The 23,937-nt window shown below is 48.3% G+C and carries 18 protein-coding genes and 1 pseudogene; 5 read left to right on the top strand and 14 right to left on the bottom strand.

What is annotated here, in order from left to right; genetic code table 11:
• Window positions 1-10 precede the first annotated feature (10 nt).
• Window positions 11-646 carry a DMSO/selenate family reductase complex B subunit gene (locus tag HER31_RS04935; protein WP_168659553.1) on the top strand — a complete coding sequence of 212 codons (636 nt, stop codon included), beginning with the start codon at window positions 11-13 and terminating at the stop codon, window positions 644-646.
• 290 nt (window positions 647-936) lie between these two features.
• On the opposite strand, the pseudogene HER31_RS18775 reads toward HER31_RS04935, so the two are convergent.
• The 4 genes and pseudogenes from HER31_RS18775 to HER31_RS04920 all read right to left on the bottom strand — a co-directional run.
• A pseudogene (locus tag HER31_RS18775) lies at window positions 937-1,227 on the bottom strand (IS3 family transposase); the annotation flags it as partial.
• Between the two features lie 336 nt (window positions 1,228-1,563).
• The gene (locus HER31_RS04930; RefSeq protein ID WP_168659552.1) at window positions 1,564-3,579 is read right to left on the bottom strand and encodes an MtrB/PioB family decaheme-associated outer membrane protein; all 2,016 of its coding nucleotides are present in this window, start codon (window positions 3,577-3,579) and stop codon (window positions 1,564-1,566) included.
• A gap of 11 nt (window positions 3,580-3,590) precedes the next feature.
• On the bottom strand, window positions 3,591-4,511 hold the full coding sequence (locus HER31_RS04925) for a DmsE family decaheme c-type cytochrome (protein WP_168663161.1): 921 nt from the start codon (window positions 4,509-4,511) through the stop codon (window positions 3,591-3,593).
• Between the two features lie 209 nt (window positions 4,512-4,720).
• Window positions 4,721-5,620: an ABC transporter substrate-binding protein gene (locus tag HER31_RS04920; protein ID WP_168659551.1), complete on the bottom strand. Its 900-nt coding sequence runs from the start codon at window positions 5,618-5,620 to the stop codon at window positions 4,721-4,723.
• Window positions 5,621-5,805: 185 nt separating this feature from the next.
• On the opposite strand from HER31_RS04920, the gene HER31_RS04915 reads away from it, so the two are divergent.
• Together HER31_RS04915 and HER31_RS04910 are read left to right on the top strand one after the other, a co-directional pair.
• Window positions 5,806-6,684, top strand: coding sequence for an ABC transporter ATP-binding protein (locus tag HER31_RS04915; RefSeq protein WP_168659550.1), 879 nt, complete (start codon window positions 5,806-5,808; stop codon window positions 6,682-6,684).
• Window positions 6,681-7,664: an ABC transporter permease gene (locus tag HER31_RS04910; RefSeq protein ID WP_168659549.1), complete on the top strand. Its 984-nt coding sequence runs from the start codon at window positions 6,681-6,683 to the stop codon at window positions 7,662-7,664. Before HER31_RS04915 ends, HER31_RS04910 begins: the two co-directional genes overlap by 4 nt.
• 916 nt (window positions 7,665-8,580) lie before the next feature.
• Here HER31_RS04910 and HER31_RS04905 read toward each other — a convergent pair.
• The 6 genes from HER31_RS04905 to HER31_RS04880 all read right to left on the bottom strand — a co-directional run bounded on the left by HER31_RS04905 (window position 8,581) and on the right by HER31_RS04880 (window position 15,143).
• A complete protein-coding gene (locus HER31_RS04905; protein WP_168659548.1) occupies window positions 8,581-9,867 on the bottom strand; it encodes an FMN-binding protein in 1,287 nt (428 codons plus the stop codon).
• An 80-nt stretch (window positions 9,868-9,947) separates the two neighbouring features.
• A complete protein-coding gene (locus HER31_RS04900) occupies window positions 9,948-10,256 on the bottom strand; it encodes a hypothetical protein (RefSeq protein ID WP_168659547.1) in 309 nt (102 codons plus the stop codon).
• A 16-nt stretch (window positions 10,257-10,272) separates the two neighbouring features.
• Window positions 10,273-11,709 carry a reductive dehalogenase gene (locus HER31_RS04895; RefSeq protein WP_168663159.1) on the bottom strand — a complete coding sequence of 479 codons (1,437 nt, stop codon included), beginning with the start codon at window positions 11,707-11,709 and terminating at the stop codon, window positions 10,273-10,275.
• A 180-nt stretch (window positions 11,710-11,889) separates the two neighbouring features.
• Window positions 11,890-12,828, bottom strand: a complete 939-nt coding sequence (locus tag HER31_RS04890) for a SphA family protein (RefSeq protein ID WP_238786892.1) — start codon at window positions 12,826-12,828, stop codon at window positions 11,890-11,892.
• Window positions 12,829-12,880: 52 nt separating this feature from the next.
• A complete protein-coding gene (locus tag HER31_RS04885) occupies window positions 12,881-13,372 on the bottom strand; it encodes a cytochrome c3 family protein (RefSeq protein WP_168659546.1) in 492 nt (163 codons plus the stop codon).
• 61 nt (window positions 13,373-13,433) lie between these two features.
• The gene (locus HER31_RS04880) at window positions 13,434-15,143 is read right to left on the bottom strand and encodes an FAD-dependent oxidoreductase (RefSeq protein ID WP_168659545.1); all 1,710 of its coding nucleotides are present in this window, start codon (window positions 15,141-15,143) and stop codon (window positions 13,434-13,436) included.
• Between the two features lie 193 nt (window positions 15,144-15,336).
• Between HER31_RS04880 and HER31_RS04875 the strand changes: the two genes are divergently transcribed.
• Both HER31_RS04875 and HER31_RS04870 read left to right on the top strand, forming a co-directional pair.
• Window positions 15,337-16,956, top strand: coding sequence for a sigma-54-dependent Fis family transcriptional regulator (locus HER31_RS04875; protein WP_168659544.1), 1,620 nt, complete (start codon window positions 15,337-15,339; stop codon window positions 16,954-16,956).
• Window positions 16,957-17,492: 536 nt separating this feature from the next.
• Complete coding sequence (locus HER31_RS04870) at window positions 17,493-18,386, top strand: LysR family transcriptional regulator (RefSeq protein WP_168659543.1); 894 nt, start codon at window positions 17,493-17,495, stop codon at window positions 18,384-18,386.
• 312 nt (window positions 18,387-18,698) lie between these two features.
• On the opposite strand, the gene HER31_RS04865 is transcribed toward HER31_RS04870, so the two are convergent.
• The 4 genes from HER31_RS04865 to HER31_RS04850 form a co-directional block, all read right to left on the bottom strand.
• Window positions 18,699-20,648 carry a hypothetical protein gene (locus HER31_RS04865; RefSeq protein WP_168659542.1) on the bottom strand — a complete coding sequence of 650 codons (1,950 nt, stop codon included), beginning with the start codon at window positions 20,646-20,648 and terminating at the stop codon, window positions 18,699-18,701.
• Between the two features lie 86 nt (window positions 20,649-20,734).
• Window positions 20,735-21,289: a helix-turn-helix transcriptional regulator gene (locus HER31_RS04860; protein ID WP_168659541.1), complete on the bottom strand. Its 555-nt coding sequence runs from the start codon at window positions 21,287-21,289 to the stop codon at window positions 20,735-20,737.
• Window positions 21,290-22,158: 869 nt separating this feature from the next.
• On the bottom strand, window positions 22,159-22,551 hold the full coding sequence (locus tag HER31_RS04855; protein WP_168659540.1) for a GIY-YIG nuclease family protein: 393 nt from the start codon (window positions 22,549-22,551) through the stop codon (window positions 22,159-22,161).
• Window positions 22,552-23,201: 650 nt separating this feature from the next.
• Entirely contained in the window at window positions 23,202-23,882 is a 681-nt protein-coding gene (locus tag HER31_RS04850) for a hypothetical protein (RefSeq protein WP_168659539.1), read from the bottom strand.
• Between the last annotated feature and the right edge of the window lie 55 nt (window positions 23,883-23,937).

The raw sequence follows: 23,937 nt of genomic DNA, 5'->3' as shown, positions 1-23,937 counted from the left end.
AGTCAAAGACATGACTGATAAAACCCAATTGGCATTTCACTTTGACCAAACCAAGTGTAATGGCTGTAAAGCATGCCACATTGCGTGCAAATCAAAATCCGATGCCAATATTGGTGAAATCCCGAGACGCGTTTATGAATACGTTGGTGGCGGGTGTGTCGATAACGGCGATAATACATTTACTACAACAGTATTTGGGTATTATACCTCCGTTGGTTGCAATCACTGTAGTGAGCCGGTATGTGTCAAGGCATGCCCTACAGGCGCGATGTACAAGCAAGCTAGTGATGGATTAGTTAAAATCGATCAATCGGTGTGTATTGGCTGCGGTAGCTGCGCTCAGGCGTGTCCCTATGATGCTCCGCAACTTGATACGGCTCGCCAAGTAATGACTAAGTGCGATGGTTGCAGTGATCGACTTGCGCAAGGCAAACAACCGTACTGTGTTGCTAGTTGTACTCAGCGAGCACTCGACTTTGGTACAGTGGATGAAATGATTTCAAAATACCCTAATGCAGCAAGAGCTGATACCGCTCCACTGCCATCGGTTTCGATAACTACCCCCAATCTGTTCATCAGTGCCAACCCTAATGCTAAAGCATCTGGAAGTGCCGAAGGATATATCATAAACCTAAACGAGGTTTAACATACAAGGCCGCTTAATTAAGCCTATTAAGCGGCCTATCTATTAACTAAAATATAAAATGATTTATTTACTTAGAGTGTAAAATCTAAAAATCAGCATTAACATAAAGTCAAGTAATTGGGAGTTCAGATCGAAAATTTATATTACCGACACTATAAATCTTACCAATTAATCAAACTGCAGTTTTAAAATGGTCACTTATTATAAATTCGAGAATTTAAACATTCAGAAGGTCAATCAATTCAGGGGGCGTTGTGGAGCAATTTGATCCGGTCAAAGTCGACACCGGACTAAGCACTATTCTTTAGTTCATTGTTTTCTGAGCTGAGATAGCTAGGAGGGTTGTGCCTTCTCGTTCTGTTGTAATCATCCTCAATCTACTCAAATACGGCCTGCCGCATGGTTTCACGATCCATGATGGGTTTATATTAGGTAGCCTCGACGTTTAGCGAATGAAACAATCTCTCGACGCAGGCATTGTCCCAGCAATTCACCTTACGGCTCATGCTTTGGCGATATTAATATATTGTCAGCAGCGATCTTAAAGCCAACGAGCAATATTGGCTCCCGCGGTCGCAATAGTCTTTAGGGGCGGATGTCGCGGTGGCGACGGCACATTCTTGTATGCAATTCTTGTATGCATTAGCGGGGGAGCTTCGCCCCCTTTGCAATCGTCCCTTACAATCGTCCCTTTGTCTTAGACCGCAGTCCCAAACGCTTTGCTGAACTGCTCCAATGCGGCAGAAACCCAACGGCGATTGTGCTTTCCCCTTGTAGCAACACTCGCCTAGCCGGTGCTTTACAGCCTTGGAAAGAACAACACTTAGTTGGTACACAGTCAAAAAAAAGGCCACTTACGAAACGAAAGTGGCCTTTACCCTAGCAGGGGTTATTTGGTTTAAAAAAAACCAAATTCTTTACAGAGCGTAACTAAACGTCGCCATGATCATGTGCGCGTTGTAGTTCTGGCTTAGGTAACCCAAAGTGGTTAAACCGTAAACGCCATCACCCGGATAGTTTTCAATCGCTATATCCGCGTAGTCGCTGTCTTCATAACGCTCGTACTGGTACAACAATCCAACGGTTGCTGCTTCAGTTAGCGCGTAGCTCGCGGTTAGCTTGGCACTGTGAGTGGTCGACTCATAGTCACCCAAGTAATCCGCAGAGCTGCTGTAGCTGTTGCTCAAAGAGCGAGCGTAATCGTATTGTGCGCCCAGTAAGATGCCCCAATCGGCAAGGCCCGAGTAGTTCATCTCAACACCAGCAAAACCAAACTCATCTTCAGACTGTGCTGACCATTCGGCGTAAGAGTTGTTGGTGCTGCCAAGTTGATCATTGTTGATCCACTGGTAACCACCATACACATCCACAACTACAGTCGCGGTTGGTTGGTAGCTAACACTTAAATCATAGCCGTAATTCTTAGACTCAACCAAACCCACTTCAACGCTTTCGTAGTCATCTAATGCGTAGAAGCTGCGCAGATCGATAGCTAGGTTTTGCAGTGGATTGTGGCTTACTTCAAGGACTACTTCGCTACGGTTACGATCCGCAAGGTTGTACTTACGCATCAACTCATTTTGTTCAGATGAGGTAGCTGCGTTGGACTCGAAATCAGAACCGTCACGCTCGGAGTAAACCCCTTTCAGGCGTAAGTCCCACAGTTCGAATGCAGATAGATTGTAGCTGGCCCACAGTTTGGTTTCGTCGGTCTCTTCACGCTGGCCTTCGCTGCGCTCAATGTTCTCGTACTCAACACCGGCTTTAACTTTGTGGCCAGTCGCAATACGGTAGTTACCGCCAAACTTGTAGGTGGCACGAGTGATATCAACCGCAGTGGTGGATTTCACTTCGCCGCTTACGTCGTCAAAGCTGAACTGCTCGATGTCGTACCACTGAGAATCGTTGTCACGATCGGAGTAGTCGAAGCTGGCGTTCAGGTTAAGACGACGAGCAACGCGGCTGTTAATCCGCAGGTTGGCATCGGTGGTATCCACTTTAACATCAACACTGTTGGTGCCAGCTGGCATGCCCGTTAGGCTCACCAAACCAGAATCTTGCTCCATTTCACCCATGGCATAACGACCAGCAATCTGGGTTCGGCCAAGATTGTAGAAGCCGCTGGCGTAAATGGTGTACGCAGTGTTATCTACCGCACCAGCTTGTGATGGGAACTGGGCGTCAGCAAAGCTCAGCGCCTTAGCGTTGTTCTCAAACCAACTGGCTTGATAACCAAGCTCAGTAAACCAAGTTTTACCGGTTGCGTTTACGCCAGCACGAACATTAACGGTGTCAGAATCAATCGCTGCCACCATGTTTTGGGCATAGCTGTATGCGCCGCTGGTGATGCTTGAGGCTTTGTTACCTTCACGGCTTTCTTGGCTTAACTCAACAAAGGTACCGAATTGGCCAATCAGGTACTTAGCGTTAAACCCTAGCTTCTCCCGCTCAATCTCAAGGTCTTGCTCAACCAAGTTGTCTTGACGAACTAAGGTTCCGCCAGCAACGGTTAGGTCGCTTTGCACGTCGGTCGCGTTCACCTTGTACTTTTTGTCGTACGAGGCTTCCACGGCCCATGCGCCTGGCTGACTTACCTTAATAGAGGCGTCACCGCGCTTTGAGCCAAGCTCATCGGCGATGAGACGATGACGTACGCCACCATCGGTGGTTGCTGAGTAATCGGCGTTTACCGCACCAGCAAAACCATCGTCATCGCCAAAGGCGTTAGCGGCATGGTCATCGGAACTATCAACCGAGCCAACAGCCAAGCCAACGGAGCCTTGTGCACCAGCGTCGGTGCTGCATTTCTTACATTGCCACTTAGCATTGTTAATGGTGTCGGTTTTCGCCGCGTTCACACCAAAATCAAAAGCAAGTGCTGGGCCACTCAACGCCAATAGCGATGCAGCCACTAAAGTTAGTTTTGTTTTCATTATCTTATCCTTTAGAACTGAAACGCTTGGCCTTGGGGATGGTTAGAACCGTGGATCTGGTTGTGACAGTTCAAACAACCTTGACCAGCAGTCTGAATGCTGCCGTTACCACCAGGTACAACGCTTGGGTGACCATCTTCGCTGTGACATTGTTTACACAACATTGGTACGCGGGTCTTAAGCAGGTTTTCGTTTACAGAGCCGTGGGCATCGTGACAGTTAGAACAATCGTCGATTACTGGCTGGTGTTCCCACAGGTTAGGACCACGCTTATCGGCGTGACAGCTGTAACAGGTGTTGTTAACCGTGATTTCATTCAGCGCGCTTGGGCCCATGGCACCGTGCGGGTTGTGACAATCAGAACAGGTCATCTCATCCCACTTGATTGGGTGAGCAGAGCGCTTGTTCATGTCTGCTTTAGCTTTGCTGTGGCAGCTTACACATTGAGCAGTTTGGCCGGCAGATTTGAGTACTGGGTCGTTAGCTACGTGGATTTGGTGACAATCGGCACAAGCAACATCTTCTTGGAAGTGAGCAGAACCGTGCCATGCCATGCGCTCGCTGTCTTGGTGACAAGCGATACAAATGCTGTTTTGCATCTCAGCGGTAAGGGCAGCGTCGTCACCAAAGGTAACCATTGGCTCGTTTTTGCCGCGGTGCTTGCCTTGTGGGCCGTGACATGCCTCACACTGCAGGCCAGCCATTGGGCCCTTACTGTTATTCACATCGCCGTGAACACCAGCAAAAATGGCGGTAACAGTTTCGTTCTTGCGGTGGCACATCATGCAGCCATCCGCGCCTTTCTTAGAGTAAGTTCCCGCAGAAAACTTTTGTTGCAACAGCTCTAAATCGCCTTCAGAAGCAGTTGCCACGGAACCAAAACTTAGTGCTAATAGCACGGCTGTTCCAAGGCCAAAAACTCGTTTCATCATCATAATCTCTGCCAACACGTTGGTTAGTATTCTTTTAATTACAAACAACATTGCCGACTCGACGCGGCAATATGCAGCGACACTAACCCGATTAAATGACGAATTCTCTGGGCCTTTTAACAGTAGTTTCGGTTTTGGGAGGGAAATAACGGCTTTTTTTTCGTATTTTATGACAAGACAGGCACCGCGATTGGTGCCCGTCATTTTCGTTACAGGATGGTGTTGCCGTAGATCGCTTGCGCTAATAGCCGGGCGGCTTCAGGGATGCTTGGCCCCGCCTGTTTAGTGCGAGCGGAATCAATGAAGCGAATTGCGTCAGCCTGAACCGCGCTCACCTGATTAGCGTCATCACGACTGGCAACCTCATCGATGGTAGTGGTGCCGTTGCCAGCATTTGGGCCTTCAAATACTGGTGGCTGTGCGTCGGGCCAAGTTGGAATCAAAATCACGTCTGGATTGGCGGCAACCACTTGCGGCCAAGTCACCATTGGGGCAATGCCTTTGCCATCAGCCAAGATAGGCTCCGCGCCAATCAACTCCATCAATTCGGTAATGTAGGAGTCGCTACCCGGCACGCATTTGTAGTAGTAATTGAGCTCGTAATAGACCTTAGGGCGAATGGTATTAGTGTGTTGCTGTGCAATCAACGCCAACTCAGATTGAATCGACTCGTTCAATGCTTCGGCGTTTTCGGCCAGCGCCAACGCCTCACCTAGCTTTGCGATCTTGCGATAGATCTCGTCCAAACTGGACTCATCCATATGGATAACCGTCAACCCTTGCTCACGCAATTGTTGCGCTAGCTGGCGCTGCAAACCGGTGGCAGTAAGCACCAGATCAGGCTTTAAGCCAACCACGGTGTCCACATCAATGTCGGTGAAACCGCCAACCACAGCCAGCTCCCCTGCTTCCACTTTGGCTGGAATAGCCGCTGGAAAGCGGGCGTAGCGAGTTACCCCAACCAACCGTTCAATGGCACCAACCTCAGCAACGGTATGACTCCAGTTCGGCGCCAACGACACCACTCGTTGTGCCTCGGCCCAAACCAACTGGGTTTGCAACAGCAACAATGCTATTGAAAAGCGACTAAACCATCGGAAATAACGCATGCTGATACCCATTACTGAAATGACGCATTTTTCGTTGCCAGTGGCGGCCACTCAAGCCCAGTCAGTAGGAAGTTAGGGCTACTCCACAGAAATAGGACAAAGGCCAAAACACTGTTAAAAGCCCCAGTGTTTTTAGTTGGTGCATTTGGATAATTTGCCGCAAAGTAATATTTAGGAATGTCCGTTTGACTGCACTGCTGCAAGCCCGTGGGCTTAAGAAAAATTACGGCGACATCGAAGCAGTAAAGGGAATTAATCTAACCATTAAGCAGGGATGTTGTTTCGGGTTGTTAGGCCCCAATGGCGCCGGTAAATCGTCCACCCTCGAGATGCTCGAAGGGTTAACCAAACCGCACGCTGGACAAATTTTATTTGCTGGCAAGCCTATCGATAAACACTACACCCAACGTATTGGCATTCAGTTCCAACAGACTACCCTACCGGATTACTTAACCGTTTTTGATTGCCTCAAGCTGTTTGCCAGTTTTTATCGCCATAGTGCCGATCTAGAGCAGCTTGTTGAATTGTGCCAGCTTGGGGAGATCCGCGAGCAGATGCATTTCCATCTGTCGGGCGGCCAAAAGCAGCGACTGCTGTTGGCGTTAAGCCTAATTAATGAACCGGATCTGCTGTTTCTTGATGAGCCAACCACTGGCCTTGACCCCCAAGCCCGGCAGAATTTTTGGGAGCTTATCCACTCCATCAAGCGGCAAGGCAAAACCATAGTGCTAACCACCCACTATATGGATGAAGCCGAGCAGCTGTGTGACACCATCGCCATTATGGATCACGGCAAAATCATTGCTGAAGACACCCCAGCAAAGCTGCTCGCTAACGAGTTCTACCAAAACATCGTTTGCATCGACGGCGAACTACCACAAGGCGAAGCTCAACAGCTGAAACACCAATACCGTGGTGGGCAAACGCTGATTGAATGCGATCAACTTGAGCCGGTATTAAGCCAACTGAGTCGTCACGGGATTTCGCTGCAGGGGTTAACCATCCGCAAACCTAATCTCGACGATCTCTTTCTAAAACTGACAGGCCACCAACTTCGCGCATGAAAGCACTCTTCGCTCTGATCCACAGCCGTAACCTAGAATTTGTTCGCGATCGCTCCGCCCTTGGTTGGTCGTTGGCGTTTCCATTAATTTTGGTTATTGCCTTAGCGTTGGTCTTTGACGACAACGATAAGCCGCTCTATCAGATCGGAGTGGTTGGACAGCCGGCTGCGCTTGAACAGATTAAAACACTGCGCCACATTGAGTTTATTCAATACGACAGCAGCGACGAAGCCCAACACAAAGTGGCGCGACACTTGGTTGATTTGGCTGTTACCGAGGAAGGCTATTGGGTTAACCCTGACAGCGCCCGCGGCGACATAGTCGAACAACTGGTGCATTCCAAAGCTCCAGCGCTTAGTAAACAAATCATCAGCGGCAGCGCAGTGCGCCACGTCGAATGGCTGTTGCCTGGCATCATCGGTATGAACATGATGTTCTCCGCCCTCTATGGTGTTGGCTATGTAGTCATCCGCTATCGCCGTAGCGGCGTATTAAAGCGGTTGCAGGTTACGCCACTTGGCGCCTACCAATTCTTAGCGTCACAAATGCTGTCACGGCTGCTGGCAATTGTTGCTACCGCAACCGTGGTGTTTGTGGTTGCCGCGCTTATCTTTGATATTCGTCCTGTTGGTAATCCGCTGCTGTTGCTAGTTACCATGACCTTGGGCACCGCAGCGATGATCAGCATCGGCTTATTGGTTGCCAGTGCAACTCGTTCAGAAGAGTTTGGCAATGGCGTACTTAACCTCTTGTCGTGGCCAATGATGTTCCTATCGGGAATATGGTTCTCGCTAGAGGGCAGTAAACCGTGGGTAAGAATTATTGCTGATTTCCTGCCGCTGACCCACCTTAACGACGCCAACCGCGCCATCATCATCGACGGTGCCAACCTTGTCGCCATTGGCGACCATCTGCTGGTATTAACCGCCATCACTATCGGCTCGCTGGTTATTGCCGGCTGGCGCTTCAAGTGGCAGTAATGGCTTAGAGAGCAAATCGCCATTGCTCTGTTCAGTTAGATTGGCTCCAACAAAGCTAACCATGCTTCGGCTTGCTGTGCTTCTAACAAATCGAGGCGGTAACTGGCCGTACCTAAACCCTCACAGGTGCTGCTAATTAAACGCTGTGTCGTAGTTAGCTGTTGAAGTTTAGCTTATGCCTTCGGCTTCACCGATTGCGGTGCTTTTAGGTGAGGATGTCGCGGTGCCAACGGCACATTCTTGTGTGCAATTCTTGTGTGTATTAGGGGGGGGGAGCTTCGCCCCCTTTGGAATCCCCCTTTGCCTTAGGTCGCAGTCCATAACGCTTCGCTGAACTGCTCCAATGCGGCAGCAGACCAATAGCGGTAGTGCTTTACCCTTGTATCGCGACTCGACTAGCCAGTGCTTTAACAGCCTTGAAAAGAGCAACACTTAATTGGTACACAGCCTAATTAAGCGCCTAGACATCTGCTAATTCAACGTTAAATCGATGGCCTTGTGGCCGTGGTTCGGTTCGTTAGCGGCGCCTGCATTGTGAGCATCAATAAGCGATAGGCTGTAATCCATCTCATCAGCGCCCTGCTCCATCATTCACGCCGCAATGTGGTCTTCATAAGCGCCCAAGTGGATCTGCAAGCTACCACCTTTGCTTAGCTCGATATGCGCCCAACAAAAAAGGGAAGGCCACAGGCCATTCCCAGTTTCGTTTTGCTAGGCACTACCAACAATGGCGTAACGCACTGCATAGCACCCAGCGTCACCAGCCCAGTGCCACTGACTGAAGCGCTACCTCATGAAGCGTTCGTTGCTGCCTTCATCTCCTCGGCGTAGTGCAGCTCATACAATAAATTTGTACCAATATCGAATACGATCAACCCAGCACAAATAACAATAAACAGGATAAGTAGAGGCTCTACTAGGCTTTTCTTTTCAGGCTTAGGTTCTGCCATAACTCTTTAGTCCAACTTCGAATCACTTTGATAAAGGCTTCAATGGGTTTAATCGGGCATAGATACCGACACCACGGTCTATGCACAAACATCGCAACCAACAGTACTAAGCCCAACAACATGAACTGAGGCACATTGCCTTCGAGATCAAACAGCGTGCCGAAGACCTCGTAACTTGAGAGCCCTGGGTTGCGGTACAACAGCGCCACAATAACAGCGAACAAAGCTAAGCTGCGTTGCAACCACATTAACTGGGTTTGAAATCGACGGGCGTTATGCGCCTTAGCCCCACCTACCTTCCCCATGCATTCTTGCGCCGCACCGAACGGACAAATCCATTCGCAATATGGGTTTTTGTTCACTGCGGTGAGTGAAAAGATCACCCCACCGAGCAACATGTACCAATACAGGTGGGTGTGCCAATCTGGCCAGAACCCCAGCAACATTTTATTCAGCATCGAGATGGTAAGTGGATTGGTGTAAACGAAGCCAAGCATCACCATGCCGCTCAGCATGCATAGCCACCGCATCTTTTTGGTGTGGCGGAACGAACGCCGCCGGCCGATGATCCCAAGGGCAAACAGCGCTAACAGCGTTAACTCTGGCAAACCAAACTCGACCGTGGCGGCGGGCGTTGGCGCAACCCTAAATTGAAGCTCCTGTGCCGCAATACGTCGGCTCGCATCGGCGACGGCGTCAGCGAGCCCGCGCGAGGTATAGGTTGCACCAGCTAAACCGTCAACATCGTTACCCAGTGCAAAGGGGTCGGCATAGCTTTTATCAAATAGGCGCGATACCAATGCATTGCGGTTAACCCGTTCAAACCACGCCGGGGTTTCTAAATGGCGAACGACCTCGATACCGGTAACACTGCCTTCAAGGTTAATCGCAACGGCGAGGTGCATTGGGCCGCCGTAACCACTGCCCTGACCAATGGTGACATAACCGAGTAATTGCTCACCGCGATAGCCCGCAAAATTGCCATTGGCGGTTGCTTCAAGGCGTTGCGCTTGTGGCATGGTTTGGTAAAGGTAGGGCTCGATGTCGGTACTCTCGCGATATAGCCCCAAAATCCACACGGCGATAAGTAATACAATGGTTAGTGCCGCTAAGTGGCGCTCTTTACGCTTTTTATTGGACACTCTCGGTTTGTTGGCTGGTTGGCAACCTGACATGCGGCTGCAACGCTGTGGCGTTGGCTCGGTTGATTTCGACTTTTCTACAGCCGATTTTGCAATCGCTTCTGCTTGCATAGGCTTTCTACATCATTAGATTTACGGTCTCTCGCTGTTGGAACCCGCCAGCTCTGAGGCGGGTTCCAACGGCTTCACTATTACAGGTTACGGTTTGCGCTTAACCGGCCACGGTATGAACGAACAACGCCTACGGCCATAACGAAAATTGGCAGCCCCATAAACACGATGGTTAACCATGCAACCCGTGGATGGCCCTCATTTAACGAGGCAATAAAGGTTTGTCCCATCAACATAAAGGCAAAGAAAGCAATGCAGGTGACGGTAAATTCATACCACTTAAATCCAGCGCATTGCTGCTTTATTAAGGTGTATAAATACACCGCACCGCCGCCCATGATAAAACCGAGCAACACATACCAGAACCAGTTCCAGCTGATAATACGCATACTATTTTCCTTCTTATTATGAGCGTGATTTATCTAAACCAAACAGTGGGATATCCATATGGTCGACATCCCACGGTGATTTGTCGGCTGCCGGCTCTTCACCGTAACCAAAGACATCGTCCATCTTACGAATCGCGTCGTTAAGCAGCGGCGCTTTAGAAATAGAGATGCGAATCAAGTCGTGCATTACCGCTTCATCGTATTTAGTGAACGGACACACCGCCTGACAGCGGCTGCAATCGGGATCGCCGCCTAACATGTACGAGTAGCATTTCTTCGCGTCTTGATACCAACCCTTGTACCCTTTCGCCTGCCATGGTTTGTCGCCGCCCCAGGTTGGTTCGTCATCCATAGGGATCGCTTCTGACGGACACATCTCAGCGCACTTTTTACAGGCCTTACAGAACTCAAAAATACCGGCATCGATCGGCTTCGATTCCGCCAGCGGTAGATCGGTCACGGTTAACATTACCGTTCGGAAGTTGGTACCCCATTGCGGGCTAACCAAGATCCCAGCACGACCAGCCTCACCCAACCCCGCCAGCACCCCAAACGGCACACTGCGGCCAATAGCACCGGTATCGCCGCCGTAATATTGGTAGCCCAAACCACGTAAAAACACGTTGATTCGGTTTGAATAGATGTTGGCGCGAGAATACGCCGCAGTGTTGGCAGCTGCCCAGCTCATGCGGTCCGTGTATTGTGCCATCCACAAACTCTGCGGGATCACAGCACAGATAACCCACAAATCCTTGTTCGGTAACACCACGGTGCCATCGCCCGGATCATAGCCACGCTCGACATCTTCAAAGCGGATGTTGCCATACAGCAGCTTCTTGGTTTTTTCAGTTAACTTAACAAAGCCCATATCGGCCGCACCAAGCACTCGCCCTGCTACGCGCAGCATCTTAGCGTTTTCCTCAGGGGTTCCTTCATAGCGTTCCACCCCCCACTGCTCTGGGGTGTAGAACATGGTTGGGTGTTCCCAGCTATCGATTGCCTGTACCTCAGGGCCGGTCCAAGACGGCTTAACTGAGGTATTGGTGCCCCAGCCCCAACAGTTGGCATCGGCTAACGCACGGTCACGCAGTGAGTAGCCCGGTACGTTGTCTCTTACTTTTTCAGTGGTGCTGGCAATGTTTGAATCACGGGCCGCAACCCACTCTTCTGGGTTGTCCCATGAATTTGGATTAAATAGGGTTTGATGCACCCCGGGAAACACCTCCATGTTGTCCCAATCCATTTCAATTGTTGGCTCATCGACCTCTTTTACCCACCACGGTAGGTTGCGTTCGGCGTAAGGCGACTTCATCGCTTCATCCATGCTGGCAAACGATTTACCGGCAATGGTGAATGCACCGGCGGCACCTGCGCCCGCCCCCAACATCTTCATAAAATTACGTCTATCAACCGTTGGTTGAAGAGCTGACTCTTGTGACCCAGACTTGCTCATATTTTTGTTCCTTAACGTTAATTTGTTGGCGCCGTTGCGCAACCGTTATTGACGTCCGATTGGATTACTTGGCGTGGCAGAACAACACCAAATCAACGCATTAGTACTGATTATTGTTAGTGAGTTATGTGTATTGCTCATAACGCAGAGGCTGGAGCACAACGCTCCAGCCCGTTGCGCTTAAAACGATTTAGTAAAGGTTAAGTTGATGCAGTCCCCTTCAGCGTTGCTTTCTGCACCAAAGTCAGAGCCATAACGAATATTGGCCTGCAGTAACCACGGCATATACATCGCGTTCATTTCAACCCCAAAGCCATACACCTGCTTGTGGTCGTCTTCATCAATGCCAGCGTTGAATGGATTATCGCCATCGATATCGTCGTCGCTGATCTGCCACGACGCCGCTAAGCTCACGCCCGGGCGTACCATCCACTTATCATTAACAACGATGTTTTTACCGATGCCTGCCTCAACCACAAACTCCATGCCTGGGGTAATGTTGGTGTCGTCTTGTTCACCGTTGTAAAGGGTTCGAGTTAGAACGCTAACGCTCCAGCCTCGTTGGTCATCAAGGAAGTAAGTACCACCGGCAGTTACCATCGCCGACCAATACCCCATTCCAATCGCGGCAGGGTTATCGGCGTCGTAATCACCGGTAGGGAGAATGGCCGCAACAGCTAAAATGGCATCCCAACGAGGGGTGTACCAAAACAACGCCAACGGCTCGAGAATGATGTCTCCAACTTGAAAAGACTCACTGGCATCAATCCCTGCAGCATCAATACTCATGTCTTTATCAACCATTGGTATCAACACGTTATAGGCGTAGTTAGCGCCGAAAATTTTCTTGTCAGTAACGTGAATAAAACGATGTACTTGGGCGTATACATCGATGTCAAAACCGTTATCAATTTCGTCACCATTGGCATCATTTAAGGTGTCGGCACTGTAGAACGAGTTGTACATCCGGTAGTGATAACCCGGTGGTGGGGGCGTACCCGCTTCTACCCCTTCAGTTGCAATGGAGTAATGGGAGCCAGAGGTGGACGCTTGTGCCGTCGGAGCCAAAGCAAACAATGTTGCCAAAGCGACAGCGGAGACTGAGATCGTTTTCATCATTATTTCCTAACTATTGGTTGTTAGTATTAGTGCGTTGATTTAGTGCGTTGATTTAGTGCTGTACTTCCCACCCTTCCGGCAAGCGCTCTTCCCACTCAGCGTGGTGGCATTCTGAACAGATAAACGTCGACGGACGATGGGCGTTATGACAGAGGTAACACTCTGCTTCTTGATGGTTTTCGTGCGGATTAAGGTTCCACTTGTGGTGCAACGATTGGGTCGCTTCAATCAGTGCAGCGCCGCCTTCGTGACAACGCAAACAGAAGTCATCCTCAAACTCTCGCTCCCACATTGGGTCGTCGTATTCACCTGCGGCGTAGGCACGCTGTTCGTCTTGGCGGATCTGTTCATCCTGCTCATGGCAATCGATACATTCCAGCCCAACCGCAACGTGTTTTCCCGCCAGCCAATTGGGTTGGTTAATGCTTGCTACATAGGGTTTGATAATGTGACATTCACCAGCACAATCGTCGCTAGCTAATGCGGTTTGGCTTAGCAATAAGGCAGCGGAAGCCATCCCCAATCTGAATAGAGAGGTTTTCATTAATAGACCTTTGAGGTAGGTGGCTGAGCCACCAATCGTGATGATTGGTGGCTCGATGGGGTTAAACCATGATGGAAGGAAGCAGCTTATCTACATCGCCACCGGCAGCCATAATGCCCGCCATACGACCGAAGGTCAGACAGCGACCATGGCCGATACCCGGACAAATGGTTGGGTAATCGTTCGCAAAGAACTCCCCTTGCGCGGCGCCAACCACGTATAAGCCAGGGATAGACTTACGGTTCTCATCACGTACCAACAGCGAAGAATCGGTACTCAAACCACCACACATAGTCAGTACCGTGGAAGCCAACTTACCGGCGTAGTAAGGAGGCTTACCGATTGGAGTCAGTAGCTCTTTACGTTTACCGTAATCCACGTCGTTTTGCAGTTCGTACAGCTCGTTGTAGCGGGCAACGTTCTGTTCCAACTGTTTTGCTGGTACGCCCATTTTGTCTGCTAACTCCGCAATCGAGTTTGCTACCACAACCTTGCCATCGTTGATGTGCGCCGCTTGGGTTTCAATCTCAACCTCTTTGTTGAAACCTTTGCCCCACGGTTGCCACATTTGGCCGTAGAACAGGCCACCTGCAAGGTTGGCGTCTACCTGTGATTTAACCTGATCCGCCCAATCGCGATCGTAAATAGTCCATGCAATGCCATCAGGCTGTAGCTCTTTGGTACAGCTCTTAGATTGGGTGTTCACATCTTCGTTTTTGAAACGATCGCCATTAGCGTTTACGTGCAAGAAGCCATAACTTGCGGCACCAGCTTCGAGGTGAATAACCGCTGCGTGTGGTTCGTGCTGCTGCATCGCGCCACCAGCCTGCATCGCTTGAATCATGCCGTCGCCAGTGTTGCACTTATTCGGGAAGTAGATCTGCGCATCAGCTTGCAGTGCGAATGGGTCGTAGCGTTGCATCATTTCGCGGTTAGAGGCGTAGTCACCGGTAGCAATAATTACTTTGCTGGTGTTGAACTTGGTGTATTTGCCTTTCTTACCGGCGATAACACCAACGGTGTTGCCCTGCTCATCACGCAAGATCTGCACTGATGGGGTTTTGTAGTGAATATCCACGCCTTGAGCGCGCGCTTCTTTTTCCATTGCCGGAACCAATGCCGCGTTACCAATGCCTTTAGAGTTACCATATAGGTAAGACAGTTCAGCGCCCTTCTCGTGGAAGAAGTGTGTTACCGGCTGCTCAGTGTAGTCTGGGCCCTTGTAGTAACCTTCCCACATGGTTACGTCGAGATCGTGTTTCTTACCCATGTCGATGGCCCAATCCATCGCAGCACCACTTTTGGCAAAGAAGGTACGGATCAACTCTTCATCAACTCGGCCCTGAGCCCAGTACACCAACTCACGGATGATCTGGCGCGAATCATTTTCAATGCCCATTTTCTTCTGCAGGCTACTGTCTACCGCAGTGATGTGACCACCGCGAAATGCTGGGAATTTATTCTTTTCAATTAGGTCAACTTTTACCCCCAGTTCACGGGCAGAGATTGCTGCAGACAAACCACCAAGACCGGCACCAATAACCAGTACGTCGGTATCAACCTCTTTTTTAATGTGGCGCGCAGGGATAGGCTCTACTGGTTGTTCCCAGCTCCATTTATGCCCCTCTTCTGCAGGGTGGCCAATAACATCGCCACCAGAAGCCAATGCAACACCAGGTACAACACCTGCAACAGCAACCGCACCAGCAGCGGCGCCGCCCTTCAGAAAGCTACGGCGAGAATTATTTTCGATATTCTTATTATCATCCATCGTTTATTCCTCAGTTAGTTCATTTAAGCATTTCGCTTAACTGAGTAATCGCAAACCGCATGCCAACTTTTTTCAGCAAGAATTATTGATCACCCTCTCAGTTATCTTGTTGGTTTACTGATTTAATTCCGACAATAGGAATTTCATTTCCGAAAAACGGAATTCCACATTCTGAAAACAAAAATGGTAAAGAATGAAAATCGAAGAGTTATCACTAAGCAGTTTATTAAGCCACTCGAGCAAAGATGCGTCGGTTCATTTTATGCAACAACGAGTACTTATTTTCGATGCGCTTTCACAAGGCCTGTTGCGCAAAGAGCTGCTTGATACCTTTGGTTACCATAAAACCAGAAAAGTACTCACTCGGTTTGGCTTTGCCCATGGCTGGCGCACGGCGCAGATGATTAAGAGTGATTTCCCGGAAGTACTGGATGGTGGCCACGGTGGTGAATACCTGCACCAACTATTGGGTTTAGTGAACACCACTAAACTTGAGATGACCGATGGCGAAGGCGAGCAACCGTTGATTCGGTCGGAAATGGAAAACTCCTTTGAAGTAGAACAACACCTAAACCTTATTGGCCCAGCCAATGAATGCGTGTGCTGGACCTTAGTTGGGTTTGCCAGTGGTTATGAAACCTTTAAGCACAACCGCGAGGTCTACTTTATAGAGACCAAATGCGTTGCAAAAGGTGATCCCTATTGTGAGATGGAAGGCCGCTTTAAAGAGCGCTGGGACGGGCGTTTAGACAGCCATCTGCCCTACTTTGAAATGGACAGCAGCCGCAAAGCATTGGACGAACAAGAGCGCCATATTAAGGAGCTAGAGCAACGCCTAAGCGCCCGTAAACAGGAACTGTCACTGCTCGAAAACCCAATAGATCCAATCCCCGGTTTTATCGCCCGCAGCCCCAACATGACCAAACTTATCAACATCGCTAGCAGGGCTGCTCAAGTAAATGCAACGGTTTTGGTGAGCGGCAGCAGCGGTGTTGGTAAAGAGCACATCAGTCGTTATGTGCACCAAGCGTCATCGCGCTCAAACGGGCCTTTTATCTCAGTAAACTGCGGTGCGTTAAGCGAAACATTGCTCGAAGCAGAGCTATTTGGCCATACCAAAGGCGCATTTACCGGCGCCGACAAAGCACGAACGGGCCTATTTGAAGAAGCCAACGGCGGTACTATTTTTCTCGATGAAATAGGCGAAACCAGCCTAAATATGCAGGTAAAGCTACTGCGTGTATTGCAAGAAAAAGAGGTTAAGCGGATTGGTGAAAATATTAGCCGCAGCTTGGACGTGCGAGTTATTGTTGCGACAAACCGAAATTTAAGTGAAGAAGTAAATAAAGGAAACTTCAGGCAAGATCTATTTTATCGGCTTCGTGTGATCGAGCTCAACGTACCAAACTTAGCCGAACGAAGAGAAGATATTGTACCTATTGCCAATCTGTTTTTGCTTAAGTTTAACCTAAGTATGGAACGCAATATTATTGGCTTATCCCGCTGTGTTGTAAAACGCTTAATGGATTACAGTTGGCCCGGCAATGTTCGTGAACTGGCCAACACCATAGAATATGCCGTTGCCCTTTGTAACAGTGAATGGATTGAAGAGAGCGACCTGCCAGCAGAGCTCACCTCTGCCTGTAGCCAGCCCCATTGCAACGACCCACTACTGCAATTAGAAACGGTGGAAAAACAACACATATTGGCAGCGTTAGAGCATCACCAAGGCGACAAAATAGCAACCGCAACCAGCCTTGGCATCGCCCTTTCAACCCTCTACCGCAAGCTGTCTCTATATCATTTGGCCTAACAGAGAATCGAAAAACATAGCCTGTGTACCAACTAAGTGTTGTTCTAACCAATACGGTTAAAGCCGCGGTTAGGCACGTCTAGATATAGAGAGCGAAGCACTACCATCGTTGATCTGCTGCCGCATTGGAGCAGTTCAGCGAAGCGTTTTGGACTGCGACCTACGGCAAAGGGGGATTGCAAAGGGGGCGAAGCTCCCCCCTAATGCATACAAGAATGTGCCGTCGCCACCGCGACATACCCCCCTAATGCACACAAGAATTGCATACAAGAATGTGTCGTCGCCACCGCGACATAACCCTAGCAGTGCTGCTGGCCATGCAGCAGTTACAACTGCGCCACAGTTATTACCAAATGCTATGCCACAGTTATGACCGATCCTATGCCATAGCTGACAAATTTTTGCTTCAGCCCTCAAAAACGCAGTCACCAATGCAATAAAATAGAAGCTGGAAAATGGCTAGGCTAGTGTGCAACAACGTTGCTTCAGCCCCTCCCTTGGCCATTCGAACTATCTAAACTGGAACTCTGCTACCTATGAACCTTGAAGGACTTGAGATATTTCTGGTTGTCGCCAAATCAAAAAGCATGGCGCGATCAGCTGAAATATTGGATATGACCGTTTCTTCAATTAGTCGCAAGATTAAGAAGCTAGAAGAGGAGCTCAATACCGAGCTATTCCACCGTGGTGGCAAAGAGTTCCACCCAACCAGCCAAGGGGAGATCATCGCCCAACGTGCCGAGATCTTACTAGCAGAAGCGCAAAATATCCGTAACTTGGTTAATAGTGACGATAAACTGCATGGCCCAATCCGAATTCTGATTCCGCCGTCGTTGGCGGATATCTTGTCGATACAATTCTTCGCCCCATTCATGCAGCGCCACCCAGAGATTGAACTGCGGGTAAAAGTTACCTTAGGGCGTAAAGTCGACACCCTGTATGACAACGACTTTGCCTTTAGTCCTAACTTGCCGCAAGACACCTCGTTAATTGCGCGGCCACTATTTGTTGGCAAACGCTACTTTTATGCTGGCCCTGAGTTATTAGCAAAGTACGGCATGCCCGAAAGCCCTGCGGATTTAAGCCGCTACCCCTTTGTTGGGTTGTTAGACAACAACAAATACAGTGGTGGTTTATTAACTTGGGATAACGGCTCTGGTCGCAATGGTCAAATTGCCGTTTCTTGCCAAATCACCTCAGATTATCCAGATCTGTTGGCCTCTATGGTTTCTCAAAATCTTGGGGTTGGTTGCCTTACTGAAGGCGCGTTTAGGAACCTGCCAAAATCGAGTTACGTTCGCTTGTTCGACGACGAAACCTACGACGAAGCTACGCTATACGGAATTTTTGCCTCGCGAGAACATCGCCCTCACCGAGTTAACGTGTTTGTTGAAGAGTTAATTGAGTTTATTGGCAGCAACCTAATTTGATTAACCATGCTCATCGGCATTAGCGCGTTGTTACCCCCGATGTCTGCCGGATTAGCTGGTAATGGCAGTGGCGCAACAATCCTAAACAGCACCGGCAAGGCCAGTGTTGATACAAGGGGAAAGCACTACCGCCGAATGCATACAAGAATGTGCCGTCGCCACCGCGACATCCTCCTCAAAAGCACAGCAGTTGGTACAGCCGAAGGCTTAAGATAAACCTCATCAGCTAACTAAAACACAGCATAAAAAAAACCAGAGCGATTACTCGCTCTGGTTTTTGCCGTTTATCGAACCTGCACTCTTAGCGACGCATCACTTATTTGGATGACAAGTCATGCAAGACAGTGGATCTGGGAAGCTTTCACTGGTGCGCCAATCGCTGTTGCCGTACGTAATACGCTTGTCCAACTCCAACTCAATGTAAGCGCTAGAGTTATCAGCAATATCCTTAATTTCACGGTGCCATGATGGTGAGGTTTGTTTCACCGCGTCAGCACATGGACCAACCAGACCATCAATGTTGATGCCTTTAGCCTTAGTGGTACCGGAACATTCAACATCGTCAAAGTACATCGGTTGTGATGCTTCGCCGTGGTTTGCCATCAGCTTGTCGTTGGAGTGACACCAGAAACAGCGCGCTTCTTCACCGTGGCCTTCTGGAGCACCATTGCTGCCGTGACATGAAGCACAGAAGTAAGGCTCGGCAGAGCTAGGGAGAATTGGCGAGTCACCATTTAGGTGGATGTTATCGATGCTATGGCACAAACCACAGTCGGCAATTTCCCAACCGAAGTGAGTGTTATCCAATGGCGCAATGGCGTCGTCGATGTCGGCAATTAGCTTGGAATCGGACGGAACATAGTTGCGATGCGCCATTTCCCATGCGTTTTCCATGTTGCTAAACCATTCAAACTGCACATACTCATGCGGCATTACCATAGGTACGGTATCGGCCATGCGGTGCGTGTTGCGGCCACCAAACATGTTAAACCATTCATCAATGCACAACTGCGCAGCAGCGTCATCTAACGCGCCGTTGTCGTCGCGCAGGAACTCACAAGCACTGGCGAAGCTGGCATTGGTTTGCAAATCGGTAGCCAGTGGCCATTCCAAATTTGGCTTGTAGAAGTTGAAATCTTTCGAGGTAAAGTCTTCACCGCGATACAGAATCCAGCCATAGAAACCGTGGGCGCGATTATCATCAATCGAGGTTACCGCGTAAGCGCCAACATCTGAGTTAGTGGCAATGGTAGGCCAGAAGTTAACGCCAAACTTAACGCCGTATTCATCGTGGGCAGTCAACACCACATCAAGAACGGTAATTACGTCTTGTTGGAACACGTCTGGACGTAAGTTATATGGTTTAACTTCGATGTTTTGCGCTACTACTTGGTAGCTGCTATCGCCTTCAAACAATACACGTAGCTCAGGTAAAACTACCTTGCCACCGTTAGCGTTAAAGCGCTCAACCTCAGCCTTTAGGCTTTGCTCGCGGCGCTCAACCATAACATCGGACTCTGGCTGGAAACGCAGGTGCATAGAATCTTTAACCCACAGCTCATCCATGCGCTCATACAGTGGCTCTAATGCTGGAATGCCGTTACTTTTCTTGGCATCGCCACCGCTGTACAGCATTGCTGCGTACCAATTTTTGCTGTCTTTGTAGTCGTCAGCATCATCAAAATCACCGTCGTTGTTGGCGTCAAACGAGGTAGTGAATTCAAAGGTATTCATCTCTTCATTGAAGTCACCTAAGGTCACTTCAAAGTCGTCGCGAATAGAAGCAACGTAAAGCAGCACGTCTAGAGCAGAATAGTGCCCAGCCACAAAAATATCATTACGTACTGATTCAGCAGCAAAACTCTTAAGATCTGCGGCATCAATCTGCATGGTGTAATCATCAGCACCTGGCGCTGGCGCAACTGTAGTGCGGTTGTACTTTTTGTTGTAGCTGCCGTCAGCATTGCCTTTGGCGTATTCACCGTTAAGGCCTAATAATGGCAATACTTCTGGGGCGTCATCGGTACACATTTCACGATGTAGATCAGAACAGGGGTACCAGCGCCCAAGGTAGACGTTAATGGTACCTTCAAGTGATGATTTCGGAGTAACCGCAACTTCTAACGCGCTGTGCAGTTTGCCATTATCATCAACCGGAGTTGCAGGAGCAGGGCTTGAATTTGAGTCTGAGTCTGAGCCACAACCGCTCAGCGCCAGCAGCGACGATAGCGCTGCAGCGATAGGTAGTTTTTTTATCATCATATTTTTTCTTTGAAATGGAGAAGCCGAAACTTCTACGTGGGTGATTAGAACAACTGGTAACCACACAGCAAGCGAGCGGGGGCGAATCAAATCCAACCGTATTGGTTAGCTTTAAACACCAAATTAGCCTTGTTGTTAGCGCCTAATTTTCGCTTCGCTTGTTCAATGTGGTAATCAACACCGCGAGTGGTTAAATGCAGTAATTTAGAGATCTCGCGGGTATTCAGGCCCAAAGCGGTTAGGTTAACCACTAGCTTGGTTTTGTTATTACTTTTACTGTCTTGTAGCCCAGCAATATTAATTACTTGGCTAAGCTTCATACCGCTTACCAGCGCATCTACAGACTGATTTTTTGGTTGCAGCCAAATAAACGCTCCCACCAATACGTCGCCATCGCGCAACTCAAAACAATGGCGCGTCAGTTGGTTATATTGTTGCCATAACAACTCAACATTGGCCGATGCGGTTTCCAAGTTGGAGATAACCAGAAAGCTGGCAATGCTTTTTAGTTCATCATTAGAGGTGTGGTAATCAACAAAGGCGTTGTTCAACAGATCACTGCAACTAAACGCTCGACCAATGGTTGCAGTGCCCGCTTCGAACGCTGGTGATTTCAAGATAATCCAGTTTTGCTCTTGCATACTGCCCCATTGGATTGATGAACCGGTTAATCACCTAGTTAGGGAACAGCCGATCAGTTAACTACTTCGATATAGGTAGGCTAACCGCAGCAGCAAAAAGGTTCATGCTCAAAACCGAGACGCGGCGTTGCAAAAAGTGACAGATAACTTGGGCAGTGGCTCACAACGTCAACCATAGTCGCGACACCTACGCAATTTCCGCTCGGCGGCAGTAATTATTTTACTAGCCAAAGTGTTGTTCTTTCGAAGGCTGTTAAAGCACTGGCTAAGTGAGTCGCGATACAGAGGGTAAAGCACTACCGCCGTTGATCTGCTGCCGCATTGGAGCAGTTCAGCGAAGCGTTTTGGACTGCGACCTAATGCAAGGGGGATTGCAAAGGCTGTGTACCAACTAAGTGTTGTTCTTTCGAAGGCTGTTAAAGCACTGGCTAAGTGAGTTTTGATACAGAGGGTAAAGCACTACCGCCGTTGATCTGCTGCCGCATTGGAGCAGTTCAGCGAAGCGTTTTGAACTGCGACCTAAGGCAAAGGGGGATTGCAAAGGCTGTGTACCAACTAAGTGTTGTTCTTTCGAAGGCTGTTAAAGCACTGGCTAAGTGAGTCGCGATACAGAGGGTAAAGCACTACCACCGTTGATCTGCTGCCGCATTGGAGCAGTTCAGCGAAGCGTTTTGAACTGCGACCTAAGGCAAAGGGGGATTGCAAAGGGGGCGAAGCTCCCCCCTAATGCACACAAGAATTGCATACAAGAATGTGCCGTCGCTACAACGGTTTGGCGTTGCCGCAAAATTATGTAGAGTTATTAACAACTAATTTTAATGGACAAAATATACGCATAAAAACATCAACATAAACCTCGACGAAAAAAGCTATGCTGAATTCCAAATAGGTTTAAATTTCTTAATAAATGCGATTTCCTCTACGCATTCCATCGGTATATCTTGCTCATCTAACATTGCGTGGCAATCGCTTTTACGAGCGTAGATTTCGTAGATGCACCCAGTACTGAACCCATTTCTAAATCGCTGTGCGTGTTTCTTGCCTGTAACACTATTTTTAAAACCATTGATATGTTGCCGACAACGATTTTTAAGCGTTTTGCCAGCTTTGCCGACGTAAACAATGGTGCTAGCGTGGGCAGATTTTTCTAACCACAGATAAACATAACCATGCCTTTGGTCAAAATTGGTATTTGTGAACAACGGAATGTCATTAACTAGCTCAATATCGCCAACCTTTTTAAAAGAGTATTTATCTAACACGCCGCTCTCCTCCACTTCACTTACTACCAACAACCAACAACGCCTGCGTATGGGGCGATGCATGCTACATAACTCTGTTAAGTTGCTTAAACAAAAAGCATTTATCAGCCCGGTGTTGCCCCAGCTCAACTGGGCTGCTTATCATTGTATCGCCTTTTTTGTTCACTTCGTTTTTGAGTATAAGACCGCCGCCTGCCTAACCAATGCAAAATTGTCTGTTCGCCAGAAAGGTTGCGTAATTACCCCCGTGTTTCTATTGGTTTGTTTGTAGCCAGTACACTCTGCGTTAAAAAGCGCTACAAATGCTTGATGTAAATTGTTATCTAACGATTTACCGCTTAACGAAACGTCATACCCCACGTTACTAGGATTAACGTAAAGCCGACCATTAGCACCAGAGATACTCATATTAGCAAGGATTTTAGCTTGCTGATTAAACTCTAACCTTAGGTTGTTCGATTCATTCAGTTCACTGACTAAACCAATTAGCTTCGATTTCAAAATTTCAGTTTTCGACATAATATTTTTATTAAAACAAACCCATAATTTCAACTATAGACAAAATAAACCACATGAACCACTGGCAATAAAATAACGCCCAAATCAGGTGCGCCGTAGGCGTCACCTGGATTTGCTTGTTATGTGCCTGATTATAAAAGTGAGCTTAATAAGCCCAGCTTCCATATCGTTAATATAAGGGCTGCAACTCCGAGGAAATATGGACCAACTAAATCCAGATTCTCTCTGTATTTGAAGAATGCTGCACACTGATATTTAAACTCATATGTAAGTAACTTTAGATAATCCTCTCTGCGCCAATCACTTGTAAAATTCGTCAGAGAAATAAGTTCTTCATATTCATCAACACCATCTTCATGATGATGTTCTGTTGGATATAACAAACCACGTTTAAAAATACCTGAAACGTGGTATTTAGATGCTTGAATTCCAGGCTCATCGCCACCCCAAACATTTACTGCGTTTGCAAGTAGACCATCGACTCTTTCTGCTTCATAGTGATAATGAAAGATTTTACGATCCTTTAGCATTCGACTTGACCACAATTTATATAACTCGTCGTGGTAATGATGAGCATAAGTGTAATAACGAATCAGAAGGAAAACTACAGCTAACAAAAGAAAGTAGCTAAGTCCTGATTGATTTGTAAATTCGATTTTAAATATAAATGTATTTGCTTCCTTGAATGTTGCCCCAGTAAAATTTATGACAAGCATCAGAATGGAAAGACCTACAAGTAATTTTCTTTTGCCTTGAAGCCCTTCGTCTTCATCGAGTTTTTTTCTGTATTCAACTAATTTTTCTTCTGACATGTACTTCTAAATAATCCTCATGTTGTTGAAGTGTTCAAGTTGTGGTAGCACATAA

Origin of the sequence: Ferrimonas lipolytica (assembly GCF_012295575.1) — a bacterium.
GTDB classification, from domain to species: Bacteria; Pseudomonadota; Gammaproteobacteria; order Enterobacterales; family Shewanellaceae; genus Ferrimonas; species Ferrimonas lipolytica.
Note: the sequence above shows the minus strand (reverse complement) of the source record. Positions and strands in the feature narration are given on the sequence as shown.